The organism is Streptomyces sp. NPDC056987 (assembly GCF_042673865.1).
In the GTDB taxonomy this organism is placed as follows: domain Bacteria; phylum Actinomycetota; class Actinomycetes; order Streptomycetales; family Streptomycetaceae; genus Streptomyces.
The window spans coordinates 457,777-478,964 of sequence record NZ_JBHURV010000001.1 but is presented as its reverse complement, the minus strand read 5'-3'; the positions used below and the strand labels follow the sequence as shown (position 1 = coordinate 478,964).

At 72.3% G+C, this 21,188-nt stretch carries 19 protein-coding genes; 8 read left to right on the top strand and 11 right to left on the bottom strand.

The window, feature by feature from the left end:
• Positions 1-31 precede the first annotated feature (31 nt).
• Positions 32-1,855 (top strand): AMP-dependent synthetase/ligase, encoded by a 1,824-nt coding sequence (locus ACFTZC_RS02080; protein ID WP_382885888.1) that lies wholly within the window; start codon positions 32-34, stop codon positions 1,853-1,855.
• 105 nt (positions 1,856-1,960) lie between these two features.
• On the top strand, positions 1,961-2,788 hold the full coding sequence (locus ACFTZC_RS02075; RefSeq protein WP_382885886.1) for an aldo/keto reductase: 828 nt from the start codon (positions 1,961-1,963) through the stop codon (positions 2,786-2,788).
• An 81-nt stretch (positions 2,789-2,869) separates the two neighbouring features.
• On the opposite strand, the gene ACFTZC_RS02070 is transcribed toward ACFTZC_RS02075, so the two are convergent.
• Together ACFTZC_RS02070 and ACFTZC_RS02065 are read right to left on the bottom strand one after the other, a co-directional pair.
• Positions 2,870-3,838, bottom strand: coding sequence for an AraC family transcriptional regulator (locus tag ACFTZC_RS02070; protein ID WP_382885884.1), 969 nt, complete (start codon positions 3,836-3,838; stop codon positions 2,870-2,872).
• A 25-nt stretch (positions 3,839-3,863) separates the two neighbouring features.
• A complete protein-coding gene (locus ACFTZC_RS02065; protein ID WP_382885883.1) occupies positions 3,864-4,169 on the bottom strand; it encodes a 4a-hydroxytetrahydrobiopterin dehydratase in 306 nt (101 codons plus the stop codon).
• Positions 4,170-4,308: 139 nt separating this feature from the next.
• On the opposite strand from ACFTZC_RS02065, the gene ACFTZC_RS02060 reads away from it, so the two are divergent.
• The 3 genes from ACFTZC_RS02060 to ACFTZC_RS02050 all read left to right on the top strand — a co-directional run bounded on the left by ACFTZC_RS02060 (position 4,309) and on the right by ACFTZC_RS02050 (position 6,576).
• Entirely contained in the window at positions 4,309-5,151 is an 843-nt protein-coding gene (locus tag ACFTZC_RS02060) for a helix-turn-helix domain-containing protein (protein WP_382886035.1), read from the top strand.
• A 114-nt stretch (positions 5,152-5,265) separates the two neighbouring features.
• Entirely contained in the window at positions 5,266-6,162 is an 897-nt protein-coding gene (locus ACFTZC_RS02055; RefSeq protein WP_382885882.1) for an RNA polymerase sigma factor SigF, read from the top strand.
• Positions 6,163-6,318: 156 nt separating this feature from the next.
• A complete protein-coding gene (locus ACFTZC_RS02050; protein WP_382885880.1) occupies positions 6,319-6,576 on the top strand; it encodes a hypothetical protein in 258 nt (85 codons plus the stop codon).
• Positions 6,577-6,656: 80 nt separating this feature from the next.
• Here ACFTZC_RS02050 and ACFTZC_RS02045 read toward each other — a convergent pair whose 3' ends face one another.
• From ACFTZC_RS02045 to ACFTZC_RS02025, 5 genes are all read right to left on the bottom strand, one after another.
• Positions 6,657-9,707, bottom strand: a complete 3,051-nt coding sequence (locus tag ACFTZC_RS02045) for an alpha-mannosidase (RefSeq protein ID WP_382885878.1) — start codon at positions 9,705-9,707, stop codon at positions 6,657-6,659.
• Positions 9,708-9,807: 100 nt separating this feature from the next.
• On the bottom strand, positions 9,808-11,082 hold the full coding sequence (locus ACFTZC_RS02040; RefSeq protein WP_382885876.1) for a glycosyl hydrolase: 1,275 nt from the start codon (positions 11,080-11,082) through the stop codon (positions 9,808-9,810).
• Between the two features lie 87 nt (positions 11,083-11,169).
• Complete coding sequence (locus tag ACFTZC_RS02035) at positions 11,170-12,030, bottom strand: carbohydrate ABC transporter permease (protein WP_382885874.1); 861 nt, start codon at positions 12,028-12,030, stop codon at positions 11,170-11,172.
• On the bottom strand, positions 12,027-13,010 hold the full coding sequence (locus ACFTZC_RS02030; protein ID WP_382885872.1) for a carbohydrate ABC transporter permease: 984 nt from the start codon (positions 13,008-13,010) through the stop codon (positions 12,027-12,029). Before ACFTZC_RS02030 ends, ACFTZC_RS02035 begins: the two co-directional genes overlap by 4 nt.
• 17 nt (positions 13,011-13,027) lie before the next feature.
• Complete coding sequence (locus tag ACFTZC_RS02025; RefSeq protein WP_382885871.1) at positions 13,028-14,320, bottom strand: ABC transporter substrate-binding protein; 1,293 nt, start codon at positions 14,318-14,320, stop codon at positions 13,028-13,030.
• Between the two features lie 366 nt (positions 14,321-14,686).
• Here ACFTZC_RS02025 and ACFTZC_RS02020 point away from each other — a divergent pair, with 366 nt between their 5' ends.
• Entirely contained in the window at positions 14,687-15,703 is a 1,017-nt protein-coding gene (locus ACFTZC_RS02020; protein WP_382886033.1) for a LacI family DNA-binding transcriptional regulator, read from the top strand.
• 112 nt (positions 15,704-15,815) lie between these two features.
• Here the strand turns inward: ACFTZC_RS02020 and ACFTZC_RS02015 are convergent, their stop codons facing one another.
• From ACFTZC_RS02015 to ACFTZC_RS02000, 4 genes are all read right to left on the bottom strand, one after another.
• Positions 15,816-16,049 carry a hypothetical protein gene (locus tag ACFTZC_RS02015; protein ID WP_382885869.1) on the bottom strand — a complete coding sequence of 78 codons (234 nt, stop codon included), beginning with the start codon at positions 16,047-16,049 and terminating at the stop codon, positions 15,816-15,818.
• An 88-nt stretch (positions 16,050-16,137) separates the two neighbouring features.
• Positions 16,138-16,533: a hypothetical protein gene (locus ACFTZC_RS02010; RefSeq protein ID WP_382885867.1), complete on the bottom strand. Its 396-nt coding sequence runs from the start codon at positions 16,531-16,533 to the stop codon at positions 16,138-16,140.
• A gap of 92 nt (positions 16,534-16,625) precedes the next feature.
• A complete protein-coding gene (locus tag ACFTZC_RS02005; protein ID WP_382885865.1) occupies positions 16,626-18,908 on the bottom strand; it encodes a phage holin family protein in 2,283 nt (760 codons plus the stop codon).
• A gap of 100 nt (positions 18,909-19,008) precedes the next feature.
• Positions 19,009-19,416, bottom strand: a complete 408-nt coding sequence (locus ACFTZC_RS02000) for a hypothetical protein (RefSeq protein ID WP_382885863.1) — start codon at positions 19,414-19,416, stop codon at positions 19,009-19,011.
• 246 nt (positions 19,417-19,662) lie between these two features.
• Between ACFTZC_RS02000 and ACFTZC_RS01995 the strand changes: the two genes are divergently transcribed.
• Positions 19,663-20,454, top strand: a complete 792-nt coding sequence (locus ACFTZC_RS01995; RefSeq protein WP_382885862.1) for an MBL fold metallo-hydrolase — start codon at positions 19,663-19,665, stop codon at positions 20,452-20,454.
• Positions 20,451-21,176 (top strand): DedA family protein, encoded by a 726-nt coding sequence (locus tag ACFTZC_RS01990; RefSeq protein WP_382885860.1) that lies wholly within the window; start codon positions 20,451-20,453, stop codon positions 21,174-21,176. Before ACFTZC_RS01995 ends, ACFTZC_RS01990 begins: the two co-directional genes overlap by 4 nt.
• The last annotated feature ends 12 nt before the right edge of the window (positions 21,177-21,188 follow it).

Below are 21,188 nucleotides of genomic sequence, written 5' to 3'. Positions count from 1 at the left end.
GCTGTGCGGAGCGTCACAAGGAGCCAGGTCATTGCGCGAGTTCACCGTCCCCCCTCTGCCGGCGACCCCCCACGTCGGTGGGCTCGCGGACGCTGTGTACGACCATGCCCTGGACGATCCCGGCCGGGTCGCCCTCGGCCGCAAGGACGCGGCGGGCCACTGGCACGACGTGACCTCGGCGGACTTCCGTGACGAGGTGCTCGCGCTGGCGAAGGGGCTGCTGGCGCAGGGTGTGCGGTTCGGGGACCGGGTCGCGATCATGTCCCGTACCCGCTACGAGTGGACGCTCTTCGACTTCGCGCTCTGGTCCGTCGGCGCCCGGCCCGTCCCCGTCTATCCGACCTCCTCCGCCGAGCAGATCTACTGGATGCTGCACGACGCGGAGGTCTCGGCCTGTGTGGTCGAGGACGAGGACCACGCGATGACCGTCGGTTCGGTCATCGGCCGGCTGCCGCGGCTGAGGCGGCTCTGGCAGCTCGACGCGGGCGCGCTGGACGAGCTGTACGCGGCGGGCGCGGGGATCGAGGACGAGGTGGTGCACCGGCACCGTACGGCCGTCACCCCCGACTCCGTGGCCACGGTGATCTACACGTCGGGCACCACGGGCCGCCCCAAGGGCTGTGTGATCACCCACGCCAACTTCATGTTCGAGGCGGACACCGTGCTGGCACGGTGGGAGCCGGTCTTCCACACCCGGTCGGGCGACGAGGCATCGACGCTGCTCTTCCTGCCGCTCTCGCACGTCTTCGGCCGCATGATCGAGATCGCGGCGATCCGCGGCCGGGTCAAGCTCGGCCACCAGCCGGTGCTCCAGGCAAGTGCGCTGCTGCCCGATCTGGCGGCGTTCCGGCCGTCGTTCATCCTGGCCGTGCCGTACATCTTCGAGAAGGTCTACCACGCGGCGCGCCGCAAGGCGGAGACGGAGGACAGGGCCGCCGCCTTCGACAAGGCGGTGGAGGTGGCGGTGCGGTACGCGGAGGCGGTGGAGCAGCGGGCCTTCGACCTCGGCCCCGGCCCCTCCGCCGGGCTGCGGATGCAGCACCAGTTCTTCGAACGGGCGGTGTACGGGCGGATCCGCGAGGCGATGGGCGGGCGCGTCCGGCACGCCATGTCGGGCGGGTCGGCGATGGACCGGCGGCTCGGGCTGTTCTTCGCGGGCGCGGGCGTCCGGATCTACGAGGGGTACGGGCTCACCGAGTCCTGCGCGGCGGCCACCGCCAACCCGCCCGAGCGCACCCGGTACGGAACGGTCGGGCAGCCGATCCCCGGCACCTCCGTGCACATCGCGGACGACGGCGAGGTGTGGCTGCGCGGCGACCAGATCTTCACGGGCTACCTCAACGACCCGAAGGCCACCGACGCCGTCCTCAACGAGGGGTGGCTGGCCACCGGGGACCTGGGGGCGCTGGACGAGGACGGCTACCTGACCATCACCGGACGGAAGAAGGAGATCCTGGTCACCTCCGGCGGCAAGAGCGTCTCGCCGGTGGTGCTGGAGGAGCGGGTACGGGCCCACGCGCTGGTCGCGCAGTGCATCGTGGTCGGCAACGACCGGCCCTACGTCGCGGCGCTGGTGACGGTGGACCAGGAGGCCGTCGACCACTGGCTGGCCGTCCGGCGCAAACCGCCGCTCAAGGCCGCCGAGCTGGTGCGGGACCCGGACCTGGAGGCGGAGATCCGGCGTGCGGTGGTGGCCGCGAACACGGCCGTCTCGCAGGCCGAGTCGATCCGTACGTTCCGGATCCTGGCGCACCCCTTCAGCGAGGCGCGCGGGCTGCTGACCCCGTCGCTGAAACTCAAGCGGAAGGCGATCGAGGCCGCCTACGCGGCCGAGGTCGCGGCACTCTACCGTTGAACACCTGTCCTCAGGAGACGGAGCGGACAGGCGGACGGGAATCCGCCCGGCTCCGAAATCGTTGGACGACCGAGCAGTAACCGACGACGTTAGGATCGACCGCCCGTGAGCAAGGTCCCCACCCTCACTCTCAACAACGGCATCGAGATGCCCCAGCTGGGCTTCGGCGTCTGGCAGGTTCCGGACAGCGAGGCGACGCAGGCCGTGGCGACCGCCCTGGAGGCCGGCTACCGCAGCATCGACACCGCGGCGATCTACGGCAACGAGGAGGGCACCGGCAAGGCCCTCGCCGCCTCGGGCATCGCCCGTGAGGAACTCTTCGTCACCACGAAGCTGTGGAACGGCGACCAGGGCTACGACTCGACGCTGCGCGCGTTCGACGTGTCCCTGGGCAAGCTCGGCCTCGACCACGTCGACCTGTATCTGATCCACTGGCCGACCCCGGCCGCCGACAAGTACGTCGACACGTACAAGGCGTTCGAGAAGATCCTCGCCGACGGGCGCGCCCGGTCCATCGGTGTCTCGAACTTCCTCCCCGAGCACCTGGAGCGGCTGCTCGGCGAGACCTCCGTGGTTCCGGTGCTCAACCAGATCGAGCTGCACCCGCAGCTCCAGCAGGCCGAGTCCCGTGCCTTCCACGCGGAGCGGTCCATCGCGACCGAGGCGTGGTCACCGCTGGGCCAGGGCAAGGGGCTGCTGGAGGTCCCGACGGTGGTGGCGGTCGCGCGCAAGCACGGGCGGACCCCGGCCCAGGTCGTGCTGCGCTGGCACCTCCAGCTGGGGAACGTGGTGATCCCCAAGTCCGTGACCCCGTCCCGGATCCAGGAGAACATCGACGTGTTCGGCTTCGAGCTGGACGCCGACGACCTGGCCGCGTTCGCGGCGCTGGACGAGGGCAAGCGCCTCGGCAGCCACCCGGCGGACGTCAACTGAGCACGCGGTGCCGTCCGTACGCCGTCCGGCCGGGCCGTGCCCGGTCGCGCGGCCGTACGGGCGTACCGACGCGGCGGGCGGTCAGCCCGAGACGAGCGTCCGGGAGACGGCCGGCGTCACGTTCTTGCGGAACTCCTGCGGGCTGACGCCCCGGACCCGCTTGAAGGCGGCGCTCAGCGCGAACGAGCCGCTGTAGCCGACCTTCCTGGCCACCGACTCGACCGTGGCGTCCGTGCCGCGCAGCAGATCCGCGGCCGTGGCCAGCCGCCAGCCGGTGAGATAGGCCATCGGGGGCTCCCCGACCAGTTCGGTGAAGCGCCGGGCCAGCCCGGCGCGGGAGATGCCGCACGCACCCGCGAGGGAGGCGACCGTCCAGGGCCTGGCCGGCTCGTCCTGGATCAGCCGCAGGGCCTTGCCGACCACCGGGTCGGCCATCGCGCCGTACCAGCCGGGCGCCTCGGCCCCCGGGCGGGAGAACCACTCCCGGAGCGCGGCTATCAGCAGCAGGTCGAGGACCCGGTCGAGCACCACGCTCTGGCCCGGGTCGTCCCGGGAGATCTCCTCCTCCAGAACGGGCGTCAGCGGGCAGCTCCACGCGTCGGCGGGCAGTCGCACCAGCGGCGGCAGCGCGTCCAGCAGCCGACGGCTCACCTCGCCGTCCATCCGGTAGGTGCCGACGAGCATCGTCGTACCGCCGTCGGGGGCGTTGCCCCAGGTCCGTACGCCCAGCCGCATGGACTCCGCGAGCGGTTCGCCCTCCAGGGTCCGGCAGACCCCGCCGGGGCCGATCACCGCGCAGGGCACCGCGTCCGGCCGGTCGCCGGCGGTGTACGGGTCGGGGCCACGGCTGATGGCGATGTCACCGGCGCGCAGCACCACGGGGTCGCCGCCGCCGTCCGGGACGATCCACGCCTCGCCGCTGGTGACACACATCAGACAGAGCGGCGCGCGGTCCTCGATCCGGACGGCCCAGGGCGGCTCCATCACCATGCGCAGCAGAAAGGCCCCCCGGGCACGCGGTCCGTCGAGAAGCCCGGCGAGTACGTCCATGGCCCCAGGGTAGTTGGGCGCACCGTCAGCGGACGCCGTGCGCGGGGGCCAGCTCCTCGACGCGGTGCGCGAGCGCGAAGTCCCTGGCGGTGACGGCGCCGCCGGCGTCGTGCGTGTGCACGGCGAGGACGACCGTGTTGTAGCCGAGGGTCAGGTCGGAGTGGTGGTTCAGCTCGTCCTGGACCGCCGCGACATGGGCGACCAGCGCGGCGGCGGCACGGTGCGAGGCGAGCCGGTACGTACGGGTGATGCGCCCGTCCTCCAGGGTCCAGCCGGGCAGCTCCCGCAGCCGGTTCTCGATCTCGTCCTGCGACAGCGGCTCGGCGGCCATGGCGGGCTCCTCGGGGAAAGAAATGGGGGGAAGGAAAGGGGAAGGGAAGGGCAGAGGAAGGGCAGAGGAAGGGGAAGGGTCGGGCGACGCGGCCGACGATACGGGGCTGTACTACGGTCCTCCTATGGCGGCGCGCGCGATGGCGGCAGACGGTACGACGGTTCCCTCCTTCCCCGGTGGCGCGTTCGGCCCGCTGCTGCGCGGCTGGCGGACCCGGCGGCGGCTCAGCCAGCTCGAACTGGCGCTGCGCGCCGACTCCTCGGCCCGCCACATCAGCTTCGTCGAGACGGGCCGCGCCCGCCCGAGCGAGGAGATGGTGCTGCGGCTCGCCGACCGTCTCGACGTCCCGGTGCGGGAGCGCAACGCCCTGCTGCTGGCGGCCGGCTACGCGCCCCGCTTCACGGAGACCGCGCTGGACGACCCGGCCATGGGCGCGCTCCGCGAGGGGCTGACGCGGCTGCTGCGCGGGTACGAGCCGTATCCGGCGCTGGTCGTGGACGGGACGTACACGGTGGTGGCCGCGAACCGGGGCGTCGCGATGCTGCTGGAGGGGGTGCCGGAGCGGCTGCTCACGCCGCCGCTGAACGCCATGCGGCTCACCCTCCACCCGGAGGGGATCGCCTCCCGGATCCGCAATCTGCCGCAGTGGCGCGGGCATCTCCTGGACCAGATGGGCCGTCAGCTCGCGCTGCACCGCTCCCCCGCGCTGCGGGCGCTGTACGAGGAGGTCGCCGCGTATCCGCCGCCGGAGCGGTCCGGGAAGCCGTCCGGGGAGACGGTGGCTGTGGCAGAGGAAGGGCCGTCCGGGCCGCTCCTCGCGCTGCCGATGGTGATCGAGCACGACGGGCGGACGCTCTCCTTCGTCTCGTCCATCTCCACGTTCAACACGCCGATGGACGTGACCGTCGCCGAACTGGCCATCGAGACGTTCGTCCCGGCGGACCCGTCGACGGTCACCTATCTGGCGTCGCTCACTCCGTAAAACGTGGCGCGTTTCCAAGGGTGTTCAAAAACTCTTGACAGGACGGTGCATAAGAATCGGAAGCCGGGGCACTAGCCGAACCTGTACGGTCCGCTGCGTTGGAGGGTGAGTGTCATGACGACCAGAACTGTGAGTGCTGTCGAGGCGGAGCAGCTGGCGGGCGTCCTGGCGGTCGGAACGGTGGCGAGCGGGACGACCGGTGAGCTGCCCCGTATCGAGGACCCCACCAAGATCGCTCCGAAGGACGCGCGGGCGCTGTCGAAGCTCTTCTTCGACCAGCTCCAGGTCCTGGAGGAGGGCACGCCCGAATATCAGTACGCCCGCAATACGCTGATCGAGATGAACCAGTCGCTGGTGCGGTTCGCGGCGAGCCGCTTCCGCAACCGGGGCGGCGGTGACCTGGAGGACGTCCTCCAGGTGGGCACGATCGGCCTGATCAAGGCGATCGACCGGTTCGACCTCTCCCGCGAGGTCGAGTTCACCTCCTTCGCGGTGCCGTACATCGTCGGTGAGATCAAGCGTTTCTTCCGCGACACGAGCTGGGCCGTCCATGTTCCGCGCCGCCTCCAGGAGCTGCGCGTCGAGCTGGCCAAGGCCAAGGAGCACCTGGCGACGGTCCTGGACCGGGACCCGACCGTCAGGGAACTCTCCGAACTCCTCGGCCTCACCGAGGAGGAGGTCATCGAGGGCCTGGTCGCGACCAACGGCTACACGGCCGGTTCGCTGGACATGCCCACGAACGAGGACGGCGGCACCGGCGGCGGCCGGACCTTCGCCGATGTGCTGGGCGAGACGGACCCGGCGATGGAGAAGGTCGAGAACCTGCACGCCCTGGCGCCGCTGCTGGAACAGCTCGACGAGCGGGAACGCTCCATCGTGACGATGCGGTTCGGCCAGGAGATGACGCAGTCGCAGATCGGTACGGAGCTGGGCGTGTCGCAGATGCATGTGTCCCGGCTGCTCAACCGCATCATCACGCGGCTGCGCGCGGGGATGCTCGTCGAGGAGTAGGAGCAGGAGTAGGCCGCCGAGGTGTAGGCCGCGGAACGGGCGGCCGGGGCGCGGTGTCACGCCCCGTTGTCAGACCCATGGATCAGACTGGGGGGTCCTGACGGTTCCCGGAGTCCGGGGACCGTGGACCCACGGATCCATGGGGAGGAAGCCTCGATGGCCATCACCACGTCCCGCACCCCCGCCGCCCCGGACGAGCGCACCGCCGCCCGTGCCTATCTGCGGCTGCTGGCGGCCGTACGCGCCGTTCTGGACGACCCGGCGCGGGCGTCCCTGGCCGTCCCGCTGCTGGCGGCCCCGATGGCCGAGGCCGACGAGGCGCTCATGGCCGCGGGGTTAGCGGGCAACGAGCGGTCGTTCCTGGATCTGGTCTCCGCGCAGGCACTGGGCGGTGGGCCGGAGCACCGCGGGTGACCGCCGCCGGGCGGGCGGTGGTCACCCGGCCCGAAGGCGGGCGGCGGACCGGGCAGGGGTCCGCCGCCCGCTCCTGCGGGTCAGCCCCGGGTCAGCCGCAGCGTCACCAGTTGGAACGGGCGCAGCGAGAGCAGGACCGCGCCGTCCGCCAGCTCGGGTCCGCCCGCGCCGCCGGCCAGCTCGGCCGACGGCCGCTCCAGCAGGTCGGTGACGGCGAGTCCGGTGGCGTCGAAGCCCAGGGCGACCCGCGCCTTGGCCCGGCCGCCGGTCGCCTCGTAGAGCCGTACGACGAGGTCGCCGCTCGCGTCGTCGGCGAGCTTGACCGCGCTGACGACGACCGCGTCGTTGTCGACGGTGACCAGCGGCGCGACCTCCCCCGATCCGGTGAGCCGGCGCTCGGGCAGGTTGACGCGGTAGCCCTCCCGTACGGCGTCACCGATCGCGGCGCCGGGGGCCAGCGCGTGCCGGAAGCGGTGGACGCCCTGGTCGGTCTCCGGGTCGGGGAAGCGCGGCGCGCGCAGCAGCGAGACCCGGACGGTGGTGGTCGTACCGGCGTCCGAGGCGCGGACCGTACGGGTCACGTCGTGTCCGTACGTCGAGTCGTTGACGAGGGCGACGCCCCAGCCCGGCTCCTCCAGGTGGACGAAGCGGTGGTTGCACGCCTCGAACTTGGCCGCCTCCCAGCTGGTGTTGGTGTGGGTGGCCCGGTACACATGGCCGAACTGGGTCTCCGAGGCGTACCGCTCCGCGTGGATGTCCAGCGGGAAGGCTGCCTTGAGGAACTTCTCCGTCTCGTGCCAGTCGACCTCGGTGTCGATGTCGAGCCGCTTGGCGCCCGGCGCGAGGGTCAGGAGCTGGGTGACCTTCGACGCGCCGAAGGACCGCACGACCCGCACGCCGACGGCGCCCGCGGTGCCGTCGCCCTCGACGGCGGTCAGCTCGTCGAGGTCCGTCAGATCGGTGACGGTGTTCCGGTAGAACGCGTCGACGTCCCAAGCGTCCCACTGGTTGGGGAAGTCGGGGTGGATCTGGAGCAGGTTGGCCGCCTCGCCCGGGGCGACCGTCTCCCGCTCCGCGCTGATGTCGTACGCCGAGACCACCAGGCCTCGGCCGTCGACCTCGACCTCCAGCAGGCCGTTGCTGAGCACGAAGCCGCCGCCCTCACGCGCCGTGAGCTGCGCGCCCGCGCCGCCGCCGGCCGGTCCCGCCGCGCCCGCCGCGACCCCGCCGCGCGCGTGCGGCGCCGCGTTGAAGACCAGGGGCGTGCCGCCGGCCGGGTCACCGGCGAGGGCGCGCTGCGCGGTCCCGATGACGCCGCTCAGCTCGGCCGCGACCTTCGCGTAGGTCTTCTCGGCCTCGCGGTGCACCCAGGCGATGGACGAGCCGGGCAGGATGTCGTGGAACTGGTGGAGCAGCACCGTCTTCCAGACCCGGTCGAGCAGTTCGTACGGGTAGGCCGCGCCGGTCCTGACGGCGGCGGTGGCGGCCCACAGCTCGGCCTCCCTCAGCAGGTGCTCGCTGCGCCGGTTGCCCTGCTTGGTCTTGGCCTGGCTGGTGAGGGTGGCGCGGTGCAGCTCCAGGTAGAGCTCGCCGACCCAGACGGGCGGGTTCGGGTACTCGGCCTCGGCCTTGGCGAAGAAGGCGGAAGGGGTCTCCCACTCGACCGTCGCGGAGCCTTCGAGGCTGCGCAGCCGGGCCGCCTTGGCGATCATCTCGCGGGTGGTGCCGCCGCCTCCGTCGCCCCAGCCGGTGGGCGCGAGCGAGTGGCGTGCGACGCCCTTCTCCTTGAAGTTCTTCGCGGCGTGGGCGACCTGCTCGCCCGTCATGGAGCAGTTGTACGTGTCGACGGGCGGGAAGTGGGTGAAGATCCGGGTGCCGTCGATGCCCTCCCAGCGGAAGGTGTGGTGCGGGAACTTGTTGATCGTGGACCACGAGATCTTCTGCGTGAGCAGCCACTTGGATCCGGCGGCCTTGATGATCTGCGGCAGCCCGGCGGCGAAGCCGAAGGTGTCGGGCAGCCACGCCTCGTCGTTCTCGACCCCGAACTCGTCGAGGAAGAAGCGCTTGCCGTGCACGAACTGGCGGGCCATCGCCTCGGATCCGGGCATGTTGGTGTCGGACTCGACCCACATGCCGCCGGCCGGCACGAACCGGCCCTCGGCGACGGCCTTCTTGACCTTGGCGTAGACCTCGGGGCGGTGCTCCTTGATCCAGGCGAACTGCTGCGCCTGGGACATCGCGAAGACGAACTCGGGCTCGTCCTCCAGCAGGGCGGTCATGTTGGCCGTCGTCCGGGCGACCTTGCGGACCGTCTCGCGCAGCGGCCACAGCCAGGCCGAGTCGATGTGGGCGTGGCCGACCGCGCTGAGCCGGTGGGAGGTGGCCGGCGCGGGGGTGGCGAGCACCTCGGCGAGCTGCTCACGGGCGGCGGCGGCCGTGCCGTTCACGTCCTGGAGGTCGACCGCGTCGAGCGCGCGGCTGATCGCGCGCAGAATCTCCCAGCGGCGGGCGCCCTCCACGGGCAGCTCGGCCATCAGCTCGCCGAGCACCTCCAGGTCCTGGATGAGCTGCCAGACCGTCTCGTCGAAGACGGCGAGGTCCATCCGGGCGAGGGTGTACTGCGGTTCGCCGCCCGCGGTCTCCTTGTCGCCGAGCTTCGTGGGCAGGAAGGGGTGGTAGTCGAGGATGACCGGGTTGGACGCGGCCTCGATGTGCAGCAGCACCTCTTCGCCGCCGGCGGCGGGCGCCCCGATCCGTACCCACTGGTTGCGCGGGTTGAGGCCCTTCACGGGGGTGCCGTCGGGGCGGTAGACCAGGCCCTCGCACTGGAATCCGGGCATGTTCTCGTCGAAGCCGAGGTCGAGGATCGCCTCGACGGTACGGCCCGCCCACTTCTCGGGGACGGTCCCGGAGACCCGGAACCAGCTCGTGCCCCAGGGCGCGCCCCAGCGGTCGCCCACCGCGACCGGCTCGGTGGGCCCGGCGATGCCCTCCTCGACGGGGACGGGCTCTCCCGGCGCGTGCCAGACGGCGATGTCGAGCGGGATCGACTCGGGGTATACGGCGGGCCTGATGCGTTCGTCGAGGACGCGCTTGAGACGGCCTTCGACCAGGGTGCGGTCGTCGTGCATGCGGGGTGCTCCTGAGGTGCGTGGGTGCGGTGGGTGCCGTGGGTTCCGTGGGTGCGGTGTCCAGTGTGGCCGCGCCGCCGGGAGGGCCGGCGGCGGTCCGTCAGCGGACGTCGTCGGGGTGGACGACCTCCGTGATGCCGCGGGCGGCGAGATGGGCGCGGTCCCCGGCCCGGCTCGCGAGGACGGCGGTGGGCCGGGCGCCCGCCTCAGTCAGCCGGGCGAACGCCTCGAAGAACGCGCCGCCGGGAGCGCAGGTGGCGCGGGCGGGCGCGGCGTCAGTGATGTCAGCCGCTTCGCCGGTGTCTCCGGTGTCGACGGCGAGGGCGAGGGTGCGCGGCGCGGGCGCGTAGGCCCGCTCCCGCCACTCGGCGACCGTACGGGCGAGGGCCTCCCCGGCCGGTTTGACCTTCCGGTCGTTGGTCAGCAGGCCGAGTCCGTACTCCAGTTCCGGGAAGTCGGCCAGGGAGCGCGACACGTCGTGCGAGCACCACCAGGTGACACCCCAGACGTCGGCGCAGTCCAGCGCGGCGGCCACCGTGGCGTCGGTGAACGCGGCGGCGTGCTCGGCCGGGATGAGCGGCGCGGGGGCGCCGACCTCCTGGAGCCAGACCGGCCGGCGCGGTTCCAGGGCCCACGCCTTGGACAGCTCGATCATGTACGCGGCGTGGTGCTCGGTGGCGGTGCCGGTCCGGCCGTGGCGCTGCGCGGTGCCGTTGAACACCCAGGAGTGCACCGCGGTGACGGCGCCGATCCTGGCCGCGTGCGCGGGGGTGAAGGGGTGTCCGTCCTGGTACCAGGCCGCGTCGTACTCGGCGTGCAGATGGAGCTTGCCGGGGGCGCCCTCCTCGCAGGCCGCCAGGAGCGTACGCAGCCAGCTTCCGGCCTGTTCCGGGGTGATGGGGTCGGGGTCGGGGTGCGGCGGCCCGGAGAACTGGTTGATCTCGTTGCCGATGGTCATGCCGATGAAGTTCGGCCGGTCGGCGAGGGCGGCGGCGAGCGTACGGAGGTAGGCGGCCTGCCCGGAGACGACATCGTTGTCAGTGAAAAGGTTCCGCCGGTGCCAGGTCCGGGTCCAGGCGGGCAGGAAGTCGAAGCTCGACAGATGGCCCTGGAGCCCGTCGACGTTGACGTCCAGGCCGCGTTCGGCCGCGGCGTCGGCGAGCTGGACGAGCTGCTCGACGGCGCGCGGTCTGATCAGGGTGCGGTTGGGCTGGAAGAGCGGCCAGAGCGGGAAGACCCGGATGTGGTCGAGGCCGAGCCCCGCGATCGAGTCCAGGTCGGCGCGTACGTCGTCCAGGTCGAAGTCCAGCCAGTGGTGGAACCAGCCCTGGCTGGGCGTGTAGTTGACGCCGAAGCGCGGTGCGGGAGTGCTCATGGGGGGCAACGTTGTCCTGCTTCTGTGCGGAGCGTGCGGTGGTGCGCGGAATGCCCGTGGTGTGCCGGGTGCTCCGAGTGCGTGGCGTCAGCCCTTCACGGCGCCTTCGCCGACGCCCCGGAAGAAGTAACGCTGGAGGCAGGCGAAGAGCACGATGAGCGGGGCCACGGCGATGATCGTCCCCGCGGCAACCAGCCGGGGGTCCTGGGCGAAAGTGCCGTGGAGGTAGTTGAGTCCGACGGTCAGGGTGAAGTTCTCCGGGTCGCTGAGGACGATGAGCGGCCAGAGGAAGTCGTCCCAGGCGCCCATGAAGGCGAAGATCGCGACGACGGCGAGGGTGCCCTTGACGGCGGGCAGGGAGATCCGCAGGAAGCGCTGCCAGACGTTGGCGCCGTCGACGAAGGCCGCCTCCTCCACCTCGTGCGGCAGGTTGAGGAACGCGTTGCGCATCAGCAGCACGTTCATCGCGCCGATGCATCCCGGCAGCAGCACGCCGATGAGGGTGTTGTTCAGGCCGAGGTCCCGCATGGTGGTGAACTGGGCGATGATGATGCCCTCGACGGGGACGAGCATCGCGAGGATGAACCCCAGGGTCGCGGCGGTCCGGCCCCGGTAGCGCAGCCGGGCGAGCGCGTAGCCGGCCAGGGCGGCGCCGACGCAGTTGGTGACAACGTTGGCGAGGGCGACCTTGAGCGAGTTGAACGCGTACTCCCACACCGGGATGATCTCGGCGACCCGGCCGTAGTTGTGGAGGGTCACGTCGTCCGGGAGGAAGGTCGGCGGGTAGCTGTAGATGTCCTCGGTCGGGCCCTTGAGCGAGGTGGAGAGCTGCCAGAGGAACGGACCGATCATCACGGCCAGCATGATGAGCAGCAGCGCGTAGCGGAGGGCGAGCTGCCAGGGTGCGATGCGCCGGCCCTCGGCGTCGGTGGCCTTCAGGATGGTCACGCGTCCTCCTTGCGGTCGGCGCGCAGCACCAGGAGCATCAGGGCGACCGTGACGACGAAGACGACCACGGAGATCGCGGAGGCGTAGCCGACCCGGCCGCTCAGCCCGGTACCGACCCGCTGGACGAGCATGACGAGGGTGGTGTCCTGGCCGGCCGGTCCGCCGCTCGGGCCCGCCATCAGATAGACCTCGGAGAAGACCTTGAAGGCGGCGACCGAGGAGAGCGCCGCGACGAGGACCATGGTGGAACGTACGGCGGGCACGGTGACGGTGACGAAGCGGCGGATGGCCCCGGCGCCGTCGACGGCCGCGGCCTCGTGCAGCTCGCGCGGTACGTTGGCCAGCGCGGCCAGGTAGATGATCATGTAGTAGCCGAGGCCCTTCCAGACCGTGACGGCCATCGCGCTGAACAGCAGCAGCCACTGGTCGCTGAGGAAGCCGATCCGGCCGACGCCGACGGCCTCCAGCACCGAGTTGACCAGTCCGCGGTCGTCGAGCAGCCAGACCCAGATGAGGCCGACCACCACGATCGAGGCGACGACGGGGGTGTAGAAGGCCGAGCGGAAGAAGGTGATGCCGGGAATCTGCCGCTGGACCAGCATCGCGAGCAGCAGCGGCAGCAGGACCAGGGCCGGGACGACGCAGAGGACGTACAGCGTGCTGTTGCGCAGCCCGATCCAGAACATCTCGTCGTGGATCAGCTCCCGGAAGTTGTCCAGGCCTACGAAGCTGCCGGCGATCAGGGTGCGGCGGTCGGTGAAGGAGTTGATGACGGTGCTGAAGAACGGATAGAGACTGAAGGCGCCGACAATCAGCAGTCCCGGGGCGGCGAACAGCCAGGGACTGAGGGAGTGTTGACGCCGGATCCCGCGGACGGGCCCGCCGCGGGGCCCACGGCCGCCGGAGCCGGAGCTCCGGAGCGTGGGCCCCGCCGCGGCGGATTCCGGGGGAAGCGCCCGGGGGGCGGTGGAGCTTGTCATGGTGCGGGGCTCAGCTCTCAGCTCTGCTTGAGCAGACGGTCACAAGCCTCGACGGCCTGGTCGAGCGCGGCCTGCGGGCTCTGCTTGCCCTGGAGCGCCTTGGCGACCTGGTTGCGCAGCTCGGTCTTCATCTGCTCGCTGAACAGGACGGGCGTGTAGTTCTCGGCCTTCTTCAGGGACTTGGCGGCGGCGATCCGTACGCGCGTCTCGTCGGTGCCGTCCTCCTTGGTGAAGTACGGGTCGTCCAGCGAGCCCTTGGTGCTCGGGAAGATGGCGACCTGCTTGGCGAAGGACATCTGGCGGGTCGCGTCGGTCACGAAGTGGGCGAAGGCGATGGCGGCGGGCTTCTGCTTGGTCTTGGAGTTGACCATCATGCCCATGACGTACATGTTGACCTTGCCGGTGTTGCTGATCTGGTCCGTGATCCCGATGTTCTTGTAGAGGTTCGGGGCCTTCGTCTTGAAGTTCTCCAGGTCGAGCGCGTTACCCGGGTTCATGGCCACGGACTCGGTGAGGAACTTGGTGCCGGAGGCCTCGGGGGTCGCGGTCAGCGCCTGGGAGTCGAGCGCCTTGGCCTCGAACAGCTCCTTGTACTTGGTGAGCAGTTCGACGCCCTTGGCGTCGTTGAAGGCGAAGCCGGTGCCCTTGTCGTTCATGAGCTGCACGCCGTAGCGGCCGAAGTCCTCGATCGTGGGCACCTGGGCGAGGGTGGCGATCTTGCCGTTGCTCTGCTCGGCGAGCTTCAGCCCGTCCTTGAAGACCTGGTCATAGGTGGTCGGGGGCTTCTCGGGGTCGAGCCCGGCCTCGCTGAACAGGCGCTTGTTGTAGAAGGTGGGGCCGGTGTTTAGGTACCAGGGGAAGCCGTACGTGCCCTCCATGCCCGGTATCTGGTGGCTCTTCCAGGCATCCGGCAGATAGTCCTTGGCGAAGCCGGCGGCCGTCTTGTCCTTGTCGAGGTCAAGGGCGAGGCCGGCCTTGGCCAGCGGGGCCACCAGGTCGGGGGAGATGTTGACGACGTCGGGCAGTGTGCCGCCCGCGGCATCCGCGCTGAGCTTGTCCGCGTAGCCCTCGGCCGGCCGGTCGACCCACTTCACCTCCGTGTCCGGGTACTCCTTCTCGAAGTCCTTGATGACTCCGTTGAAGTAGTCCTTGAAGTTGGCCTGGAGGTTCCAGGTCTGGAAGGTGATCTTGCCCTTGATGGCGCCCGAGGCGTCGGAGGACTCGTCGTCGGATCCTCCGCCACAGGCGCTGAGAGGCAGGACAGTGGCGAGAACAGCGGCGAGGGCGACTGCTCTTCGGGAGATGCGCACGGTGAACGGCTCCTTCTGCTCGGACCAGGCGTGCGGTGGGCGAGCCGGAGCTTCGGCGCCCCGACTCCTTATGTCCAGCAGACCTTGCAAGGTGCGCGGGTGAAAGTCAACACATTCTCGCCACAAACACGGCCGAAGCTGGTTTCACCGCAGGTCAGAGGGGTATTACGGTTTAGTTGCGGCAAGGTACTAATGCGCTTTAGGATGCTCTGACTCAAGCGCATTAGTCCGGAGTCACGATGGCTCGTCCGATACGGCAGGAAAAGGGGATCCGAGGTGGCAGCCAACCAGCCGTCGGCCGGAGAGACCCGGCCCCCCACGGTGGAGCCCGCGCCGGTCCGCCGGACCCCCGCGCGCCGTCCGACGATGAAGGACATCGCCCAGCGCGCCGGAGTCTCGGAGAGCGCCGTGTCCTTCGCCCTCAACGACCGCCCCGGCGTCTCGGAGATCACCCGCGCCCGGGTCCGCCGGGTCGCGGAACAGCTCGGCTGGCGCCCCAGCACCGCCGCCCGCGCGCTCTCCGGCGAGGGCTCGGCCACCGTGGGGCTGGTGCTGGCCCGCCCGGCGGCGTCCCTCGGCGTGGACTCGTTCTTCCTGCAACTGATCTCCGGCATCCAGGAGATCCTGTCAGACCGTCAACTCGGCCTGCTCTTCCAGGTCGTGGAAGACGTGGAAGCCGAGTGCGCGGTCTACCGCCGGTGGTGGGCCGAGCACCGGGTGGACGGTGTCCTGGTCGTCGACCCGAGGACCGACGACCCCCGCCCCGGGCTCCTGGACGAGCTGGCGCTGCCCGCCGTCGTCATCGGCGAACTGCCGGACGGCGACACCCGGTCGCACCCGGCGCTCTCCCGGGTCCGGGCGGACGACGCGGGCGCGATGGCCGCCGTCGTGGGCCGGCTGCACGAGCTGGGGCACCGCAGGATCGTCCATATCGCGGGGCTGTCCTCGCTCGCCCACACCGAGCGGCGGATCCGTTCGCTGCGGGCCGAGGCGGAGCGGTACGGCCTCCCCGAGGTGCGTTCACTCACCACCGACTACTCGGACACGCAGGGCGCGGCGGTGACCCGCCGGGTGCTGGAGGAGGACCGCCCGCCGACCGCCCTGATCTACGACAACGACGTGATGGCGGCGGCCGGGGCGGCGGTCACGGCCGGGCTCGGGCTCGCGGTGCCCGGCGATGTCTCGGTCATCTCCTGGGAGGACTCGGCGCTCTGCCGGCTGGTACGGCCGTGGCTGACGGCCCTCTCCCGCGACTCCGTCGCGTTCGGCCGGATCGCGGCGCGGGAGCTCGCCGCGCTCCTCGACGGCGGCGCGGCCCGTACCGTACAGGTCCCGCTGCCCCGGCTGATCGAGCGCGAGAGCCTCTCCCGGGGCCGCGCCTGACCGGTTACGGGGCGGTCCCGGCCGGTACGGTCCGGTCACGGTCGATCCGTTCACTCACGGTCGGTCCGGTCGCACCCGCGTACGGGCGGGCGCGACCGGGAGTGTGCGGCGATCAGCTCGCCGCCGTACCGCTCTCCGCGGGTTCCTCCTCCACGGAGGCCCGTTCCGCGGCCCGGCCGCGCTCGGCGGCGGACACGGACACGGGAGCCGCGGCGGGTGTGGAGGCGGAGGCCGGACCGTCGGACGGACTCGGCTCCGGGGACCGGCGGCGGGGCTTCGGTGTGTCGGCGCGCGCGGCCTCTGCGCGGATCATGGCGTTGAGCGCGGCGAAGGCGTCGATGGGCATGGCTGTGTCCTCACGCTGTAGGGGGTGATGCTGCTGCTGGAGGGGGCGGGACCGGAGGGGTCCCTGGAACGCGCGGGTGCACGTCCTGTCAGCAGCGCAGCACCGCACAGCGCGTCGGGCCCGCCGCGCGCGGGGGGCCCACGGGGAGACGGCGGTCCGGGTACGGCGACGGCCTCATGGCACCCGGCGCGGCGAGCACCGAGGGCTCCATCCGGGCCCGCGCGGGACGCTCGGTCCTGGCGGGGTCGGTGTGCTGATCGGTCTCGGCGGTGTCCTGCTGCCCGTCGCCCTGTCCTTCCCCGGCCGGGGCCGGGGTGCCGGAGGCGGGCGGCACGGGTTCGACGGCCCGCGCCGCCGTGGCGCAGGACGCGGCCGCGAGGCCCAGGAAGGCGATCAGCACCAGCAGCGCCACCACCACGGCCCGGCGCACGGCGGCGGCACGAGCGGCCGCGGCGCGGGAAGTGAGAGGCGGGGCACAGCGCATGGGCATGACCTCCTGGGACATGCCACCCCTGCCCAGGCACGGCCGCACCCGGTCCTGCTACCGGCGGAAACCGCTCGCACGGGGTACGCGCGCTAAGCCGGGTCCCGCTCGTTCTCGGCCGTGCGTGCCCCGGCAGAGAACGTATTCGCCCCGGCCCCGGCCCCTGCCTCGGCACCCGCGCCGGCCTCGGCGGCGGTCCCGGCACCCGCGCCGGCGTCCGCGGGGACACCGGCACCGGCACCCGCACCCGCACCGGTGTCGGCACCGTTGTCGGCGTCCACCCCGGCCTCCGCGCCGGCCGCCGTCACCGCCGCCAGGGGCACCTGCGGCCCGCCGCCCTCCCGGAGCCATCGCCGGAACACCGCGTGCACCTGCTCGGCGCCGACGAGTTCGGCGTGGTCGGGCACCGGCGCGCTGAGCACCAGCGGCGACAGCAGGAAGGGCCGCGCCTGTTCGCCGCCGAGCCCGCCGTGCGAGCCGATCTGCTCCTCGAAGGCGTGCACCCGCCCCGTCTCCGGGTCGTACATCGAGTTGACCATGATGTCGGCCACGTGCGGGAAACCGTCGGTGCGCCGCACGGCGTCGGCCGCGCCGGGGCCCAGCCCCGCGAGCGGCCCGTCGTCGGCCAGCGCGCCGACGGGGACCTCCGCCCCGCCGCGGCCCAGCACCACGGAGCCGTGCTCCTCGCTCCGTACCAGCAGGAAACCGATGCCCGGATGGCTGGCGAGGGTCCGCAGCAGCGCCGGGTGGCGCCGGTCGATCGCCTCCCGGCTCATCCGCTCCGGCACGTCGGGGAAGGAGATCAGCGCGAGGTTCCCGGAGGCGAGCACCACCGGCTCCGAGGAGCTCGCGGGAGGCTCCGCCGCGTCGTCCTCGGCGCGCTCGGGACGGTGCAGCGCGCCGAGCACGGCGTGCCGGGCGGCGTCGCGCGCCTCCGCGCCGCTCCTGGTCCGCCCCGCCCGGCGGGAGACGGGCAGTCCGCACCCGGCCCTGACGAGATCCTTGAGGGTGAGCCCGTACGCGCCCTCGAAGGTCTCGCCGGGGCTCTGGCCGTGGTCGGAGAGGAGCACGATCCGGTATGTACGGGGCGCGTGTTCGGCGGCCCTGGCGATCATGCCGACCGACCGGTCGAGCTGGGCCAGCACCCGCGCGGCGTCCCGGCTGTGCGGCCCGGAGTGGTGCGCGACCTCGTCGTAGGCGACCAGGTCGGCGTAGACGGCGGTCCGTCCCGCCAGCATGTCGCCGAGCACCGCCGCGACCACGACGTCCCGTTCGACGACGGTCGCGAAGGCCCGGATGAACGGGTAGAGCCCGCCCCGGCCCACCCGGGGCCGGTCCCCGCGCAGCCGGGCCCGGGTCGACTGGCCTATCTCGCGGCAGACGTCGGCGACGAAGGAGACGACCGTACGGACGGCGTTGGCCGGGTCGGAGAAGTACGCGAAGTAGCCGGCCCGGGACCGGTTGGCCCGGCCGCGCCGGGCGGCGATGGAGAGCACCAGCGCGAGCTGGTCGGCGCCGCCGCTGAAGAGGTTGCCGCGGCTGGCGCCGTCGAGGGTGAGCAGCCCGCCGTCGCCGGTGCGCGCGATGGCCCGGCGCTGGAGTTCGGCGGCGCTCGCGGGCCGGTTGCTCACCATGATCCGGCCGCTGTCCTTCTCGTACCAGCGGAAGGCGGGGACATCGTGGTTGGAGCCGTGCAGGATGCCGAGCTGACTGGCGCCGGTCTGGCTGGACCAGTCGGTGCGCCACGGCGTCAGCCGGTGGGTGGGCCGCTCTCCCAGCCAGCTCGCGATGTGCGGCACCACCCCGGCGGCGACCGCGTCCAGCAGCACCTGGTGGCCGACCCCGTCGAGTTGGAGGAAGACCGTGCCGGGCTGCTCGTCCGCGCGGCCCTCGTCGCCCGGCCGGCCCCGTCTGCGCCGGCGGCGGTCGGCGAGCCGCGAGAGCCTGCGCCGGTACGCCTCGTCGTCACCGACCGCGAGCGCGGTGGACGTCGCGGAAGCGACCGCGGACATCACGGCGGCGACCACCACCGCGGTCCGCGGATCGGCGGCGCCCCGGCCGTCGGGGATGAGCCGCAGCGCGATCAGCAGCAGCGATCCGTTGAGGAAGAACACCAGCAGGCCGAGGACGAGCGCCGGGACCAGCAGCAGCGCGCGGACGAGCACCGGCCAGACCAGCGCGCCGAGCAGGCCGAACGCGCCCGCGCCCCAGGCCGCGGTGACCGCGATCCGGGTGGGGCTGTCCCCGTCGTCGGACTGGAGCTGGAAGTCGGGCAGGATGCCGGCGAGCGCCAGCATCGTCACGGTGGAGACCGCCCATACGATGATCACCCGCAGCAGGGCTCTGCTCGTCGTACGCCATCGCCCCGTCACCACTACCCGTCACCTCACGTCCGGACCCGTACGGCTCACGGGCTCGGCCCCCAGCCTCGCACAGGCGCGCGCGGTCCCCGCCGGAACCGGGGCGGGGTCGGGGTCACAGCGGCGCGCGGCGTCCCTTCGCGGGTATCGAGAGCCTGCGGTGGACCTCCGCCTTCCGTTCGGCGTCGTAGCACGGCTCGTCCAGGCCGGCCGTCTCCAGCCGTACGCCCCGGCGCTCGCACTCCGCGGCGAAGGCGGCGACCGAGGTGAACGCCCGTTCGAGCACACGGTCGTTGGCGGCGACGAAGAGGTCGACCAGCCCGTCCTCGACGTCGGTCCACAGACCGCGGTGGTCGGGGCGCAGCCGGTAGAAGTAGAGCTGGCGGGTGACGATGTAGCCCTTGTCCTCGGCCCAGCGCGCGCACATCAGGTGCTGTCCGTGGGTGTCCACCAGGAAGGGGTCGCGGTCCAGCTGCTCCAGCGGTGTCAGGCTGGCGATCGCCGTCACGCGTACCTCGCCCATGCCGCTCCCCCGCTCCCCGCGCACTCCGGGCCCGTCCCCCCGGACCCGCCTTCGTTCCGCCGACCCTAACCCGCGCACGCCTTCGCGAGGCAGGCGCGTACGGGGCGGTCGGAGGCGCGCGTTCGAGCGCACCTCGTTCGCCCGGACGGGTGGCGGCCGTACGCTGAGTCCGAGGAGCGGCCCCGGGCGGGGAGCGGGACACCACGCGCCCCCGTGCGCGCCGGGGCGGACGGAGCTGAGGTCGGGTTGGGAACTGTCATCACCTGGTGGGGCCATGCCACCTGCACGGTCGAGGATTCCGGGGTACGGATCCTGACGGACCCGGTCTTCGTGCGCCGTCTCGCGCACCTGCGCCGGCGTCTGGGCCCCGTACCGCCGCCCGAGGCGGGCGTCGCCGACGCGGTGCTCGTCTCGCATCTGCACTCCGATCATCTCCATCTGCGGTCGCTGGCCAGGCTCGCGCCCGGCACCCGGCTGATCGTGCCGCGTGGCGCGGAGCGTTCGGTGCCGGGGCTCCGGCGGCTCGACGCGCGGCGCAATCCGGCGGGGCTGCGGATCACGGAGGTGGACGCGGGCGACGAGGTGGCGGTCGGGCCGGTCCGGGTACGGGCGGTGCCCGCGCTGCACGACGGGCGCAGGCTGCCGGTCGGGCCGCACCGCTCCCCCGCGCTCGGCTATGTGATCACCGGCGAGTCACGGACGTACTTCGCGGGCGACACGGGGCTCTTCGACACCATGGCCGCGTCCGTGGGCCCGGTGGACGTGGCGCTGCTGCCGGTCGGCGGCTGGGGGCCGCACCTGGGGCCCGAGCACCTCGACGCGGGGCGCGCGGCGCAGGCACTGGCGCGGCTGGCGCCGAGCGCGGCGGTGCCGGTGCACTACGGCACGTACTGGCCGATCGGGCTCGACGGGGTCAGACCGCACGAGTTCTACGCGCCGGGCGACGAGTTCGTACGGAAGGCGGCGCGGCTCGCTCCGCAGGTGTCGGTGCATCTGCTGAGGCACGGCGAGAGCGCGCGGCCGGAGGTCGCGCGGTGATCGACCGGCTGCTGGCCCAGTTCGCGGTGCTGCCCCCGGAGTCGACCCAGCAGGCCGCCGGCTATCCGTCGGTCTTTCTGCTGGTGGCGCTGGGCGCGCTGGTGCCGGTGGTGCCGACGGGCGCGGTGGTGAGCACGGCGGCGGTGGTGGCGTTCCATCAGAGCTCGCCGCTCTCCAATGTCTGGCTCTTCCTCGTGGCGTCCTGTGCGGCCTTCCTCGGCGATGTCGCGCTGTACTGGCTCGGCCGGCGCGGGGTCGGTTCGAAGAACGGTTCGCGCTGGCTGGCGGCGCTGCGCAGGAGCGCCCCGCCCGACCGGCTGGAACAGGCGCAGGACAGGCTGCGGGAGCACGGGGTGACGGTGCTGGTGCTGTCGCGCCTGGTGCCCGCCGGCCGGATCCCGGTGATGCTGGCCTGTCTGCTCGGCGAGTGGCCGCTGCGCCGGTTCGCCCGGGGCGACATACCCGCGTGTCTGGCGTGGGCCGCGACGTACCAGCTCATCGGGGTGGCGGGCGGCTCGCTCTTCGCCGAGCCGTGGGAGGGCGTGCTCGCGGCGGTGCTGCTGACGGTGGTGGTCAGCGGCGCTCCGGCGCTGTGGCGCAGACTGCGACGGCGCCGGGGAGACGCCGGGGCCGACGGGGCCGACGGGACGGACAAGGCCGACGGGACCGCGAGGGTCACGGGGGCCGCGGCCGACCGGGGTCCGGAGGGCCGGGGAGCGTGAGGGCGTGAGTGC

Bases quoted from the DNA above. Each gene is read 5' to 3' on its own strand.
- ACFTZC_RS02070 (WP_382885884.1), bottom strand. From the start codon at position 3,838: ATGGACGTACTCGCCGGGCTTCTCGACGGACCGCGTGCCCGGGGGGCC.
- ACFTZC_RS02065 (WP_382885883.1), bottom strand. From the start codon at position 4,169: ATGGCCGCCGAGCCGCTGTCGCAGGACGAGATCGAGAACCGGCTGCGG.
- ACFTZC_RS02060 (WP_382886035.1), top strand. From the start codon at position 4,309: ATGGCGGCAGACGGTACGACGGTTCCCTCCTTCCCCGGTGGCGCGTTC.
- ACFTZC_RS02055 (WP_382885882.1), top strand. From the start codon at position 5,266: ATGACGACCAGAACTGTGAGTGCTGTCGAGGCGGAGCAGCTGGCGGGC.
- ACFTZC_RS02050 (WP_382885880.1), top strand. From the start codon at position 6,319: ATGGCCATCACCACGTCCCGCACCCCCGCCGCCCCGGACGAGCGCACC.
- ACFTZC_RS02045 (WP_382885878.1), bottom strand. From the start codon at position 9,707: ATGCACGACGACCGCACCCTGGTCGAAGGCCGTCTCAAGCGCGTCCTC.
- ACFTZC_RS02040 (WP_382885876.1), bottom strand. From the start codon at position 11,082: ATGAGCACTCCCGCACCGCGCTTCGGCGTCAACTACACGCCCAGCCAG.
- ACFTZC_RS02030 (WP_382885872.1), bottom strand. From the start codon at position 13,010: ATGACAAGCTCCACCGCCCCCCGGGCGCTTCCCCCGGAATCCGCCGCG.
- ACFTZC_RS02020 (WP_382886033.1), top strand. From the start codon at position 14,687: ATGAAGGACATCGCCCAGCGCGCCGGAGTCTCGGAGAGCGCCGTGTCC.
- ACFTZC_RS02015 (WP_382885869.1), bottom strand. From the start codon at position 16,049: ATGCCCATCGACGCCTTCGCCGCGCTCAACGCCATGATCCGCGCAGAG.
- ACFTZC_RS02010 (WP_382885867.1), bottom strand. From the start codon at position 16,533: ATGCGCTGTGCCCCGCCTCTCACTTCCCGCGCCGCGGCCGCTCGTGCC.
- ACFTZC_RS02000 (WP_382885863.1), bottom strand. From the start codon at position 19,416: ATGGGCGAGGTACGCGTGACGGCGATCGCCAGCCTGACACCGCTGGAG.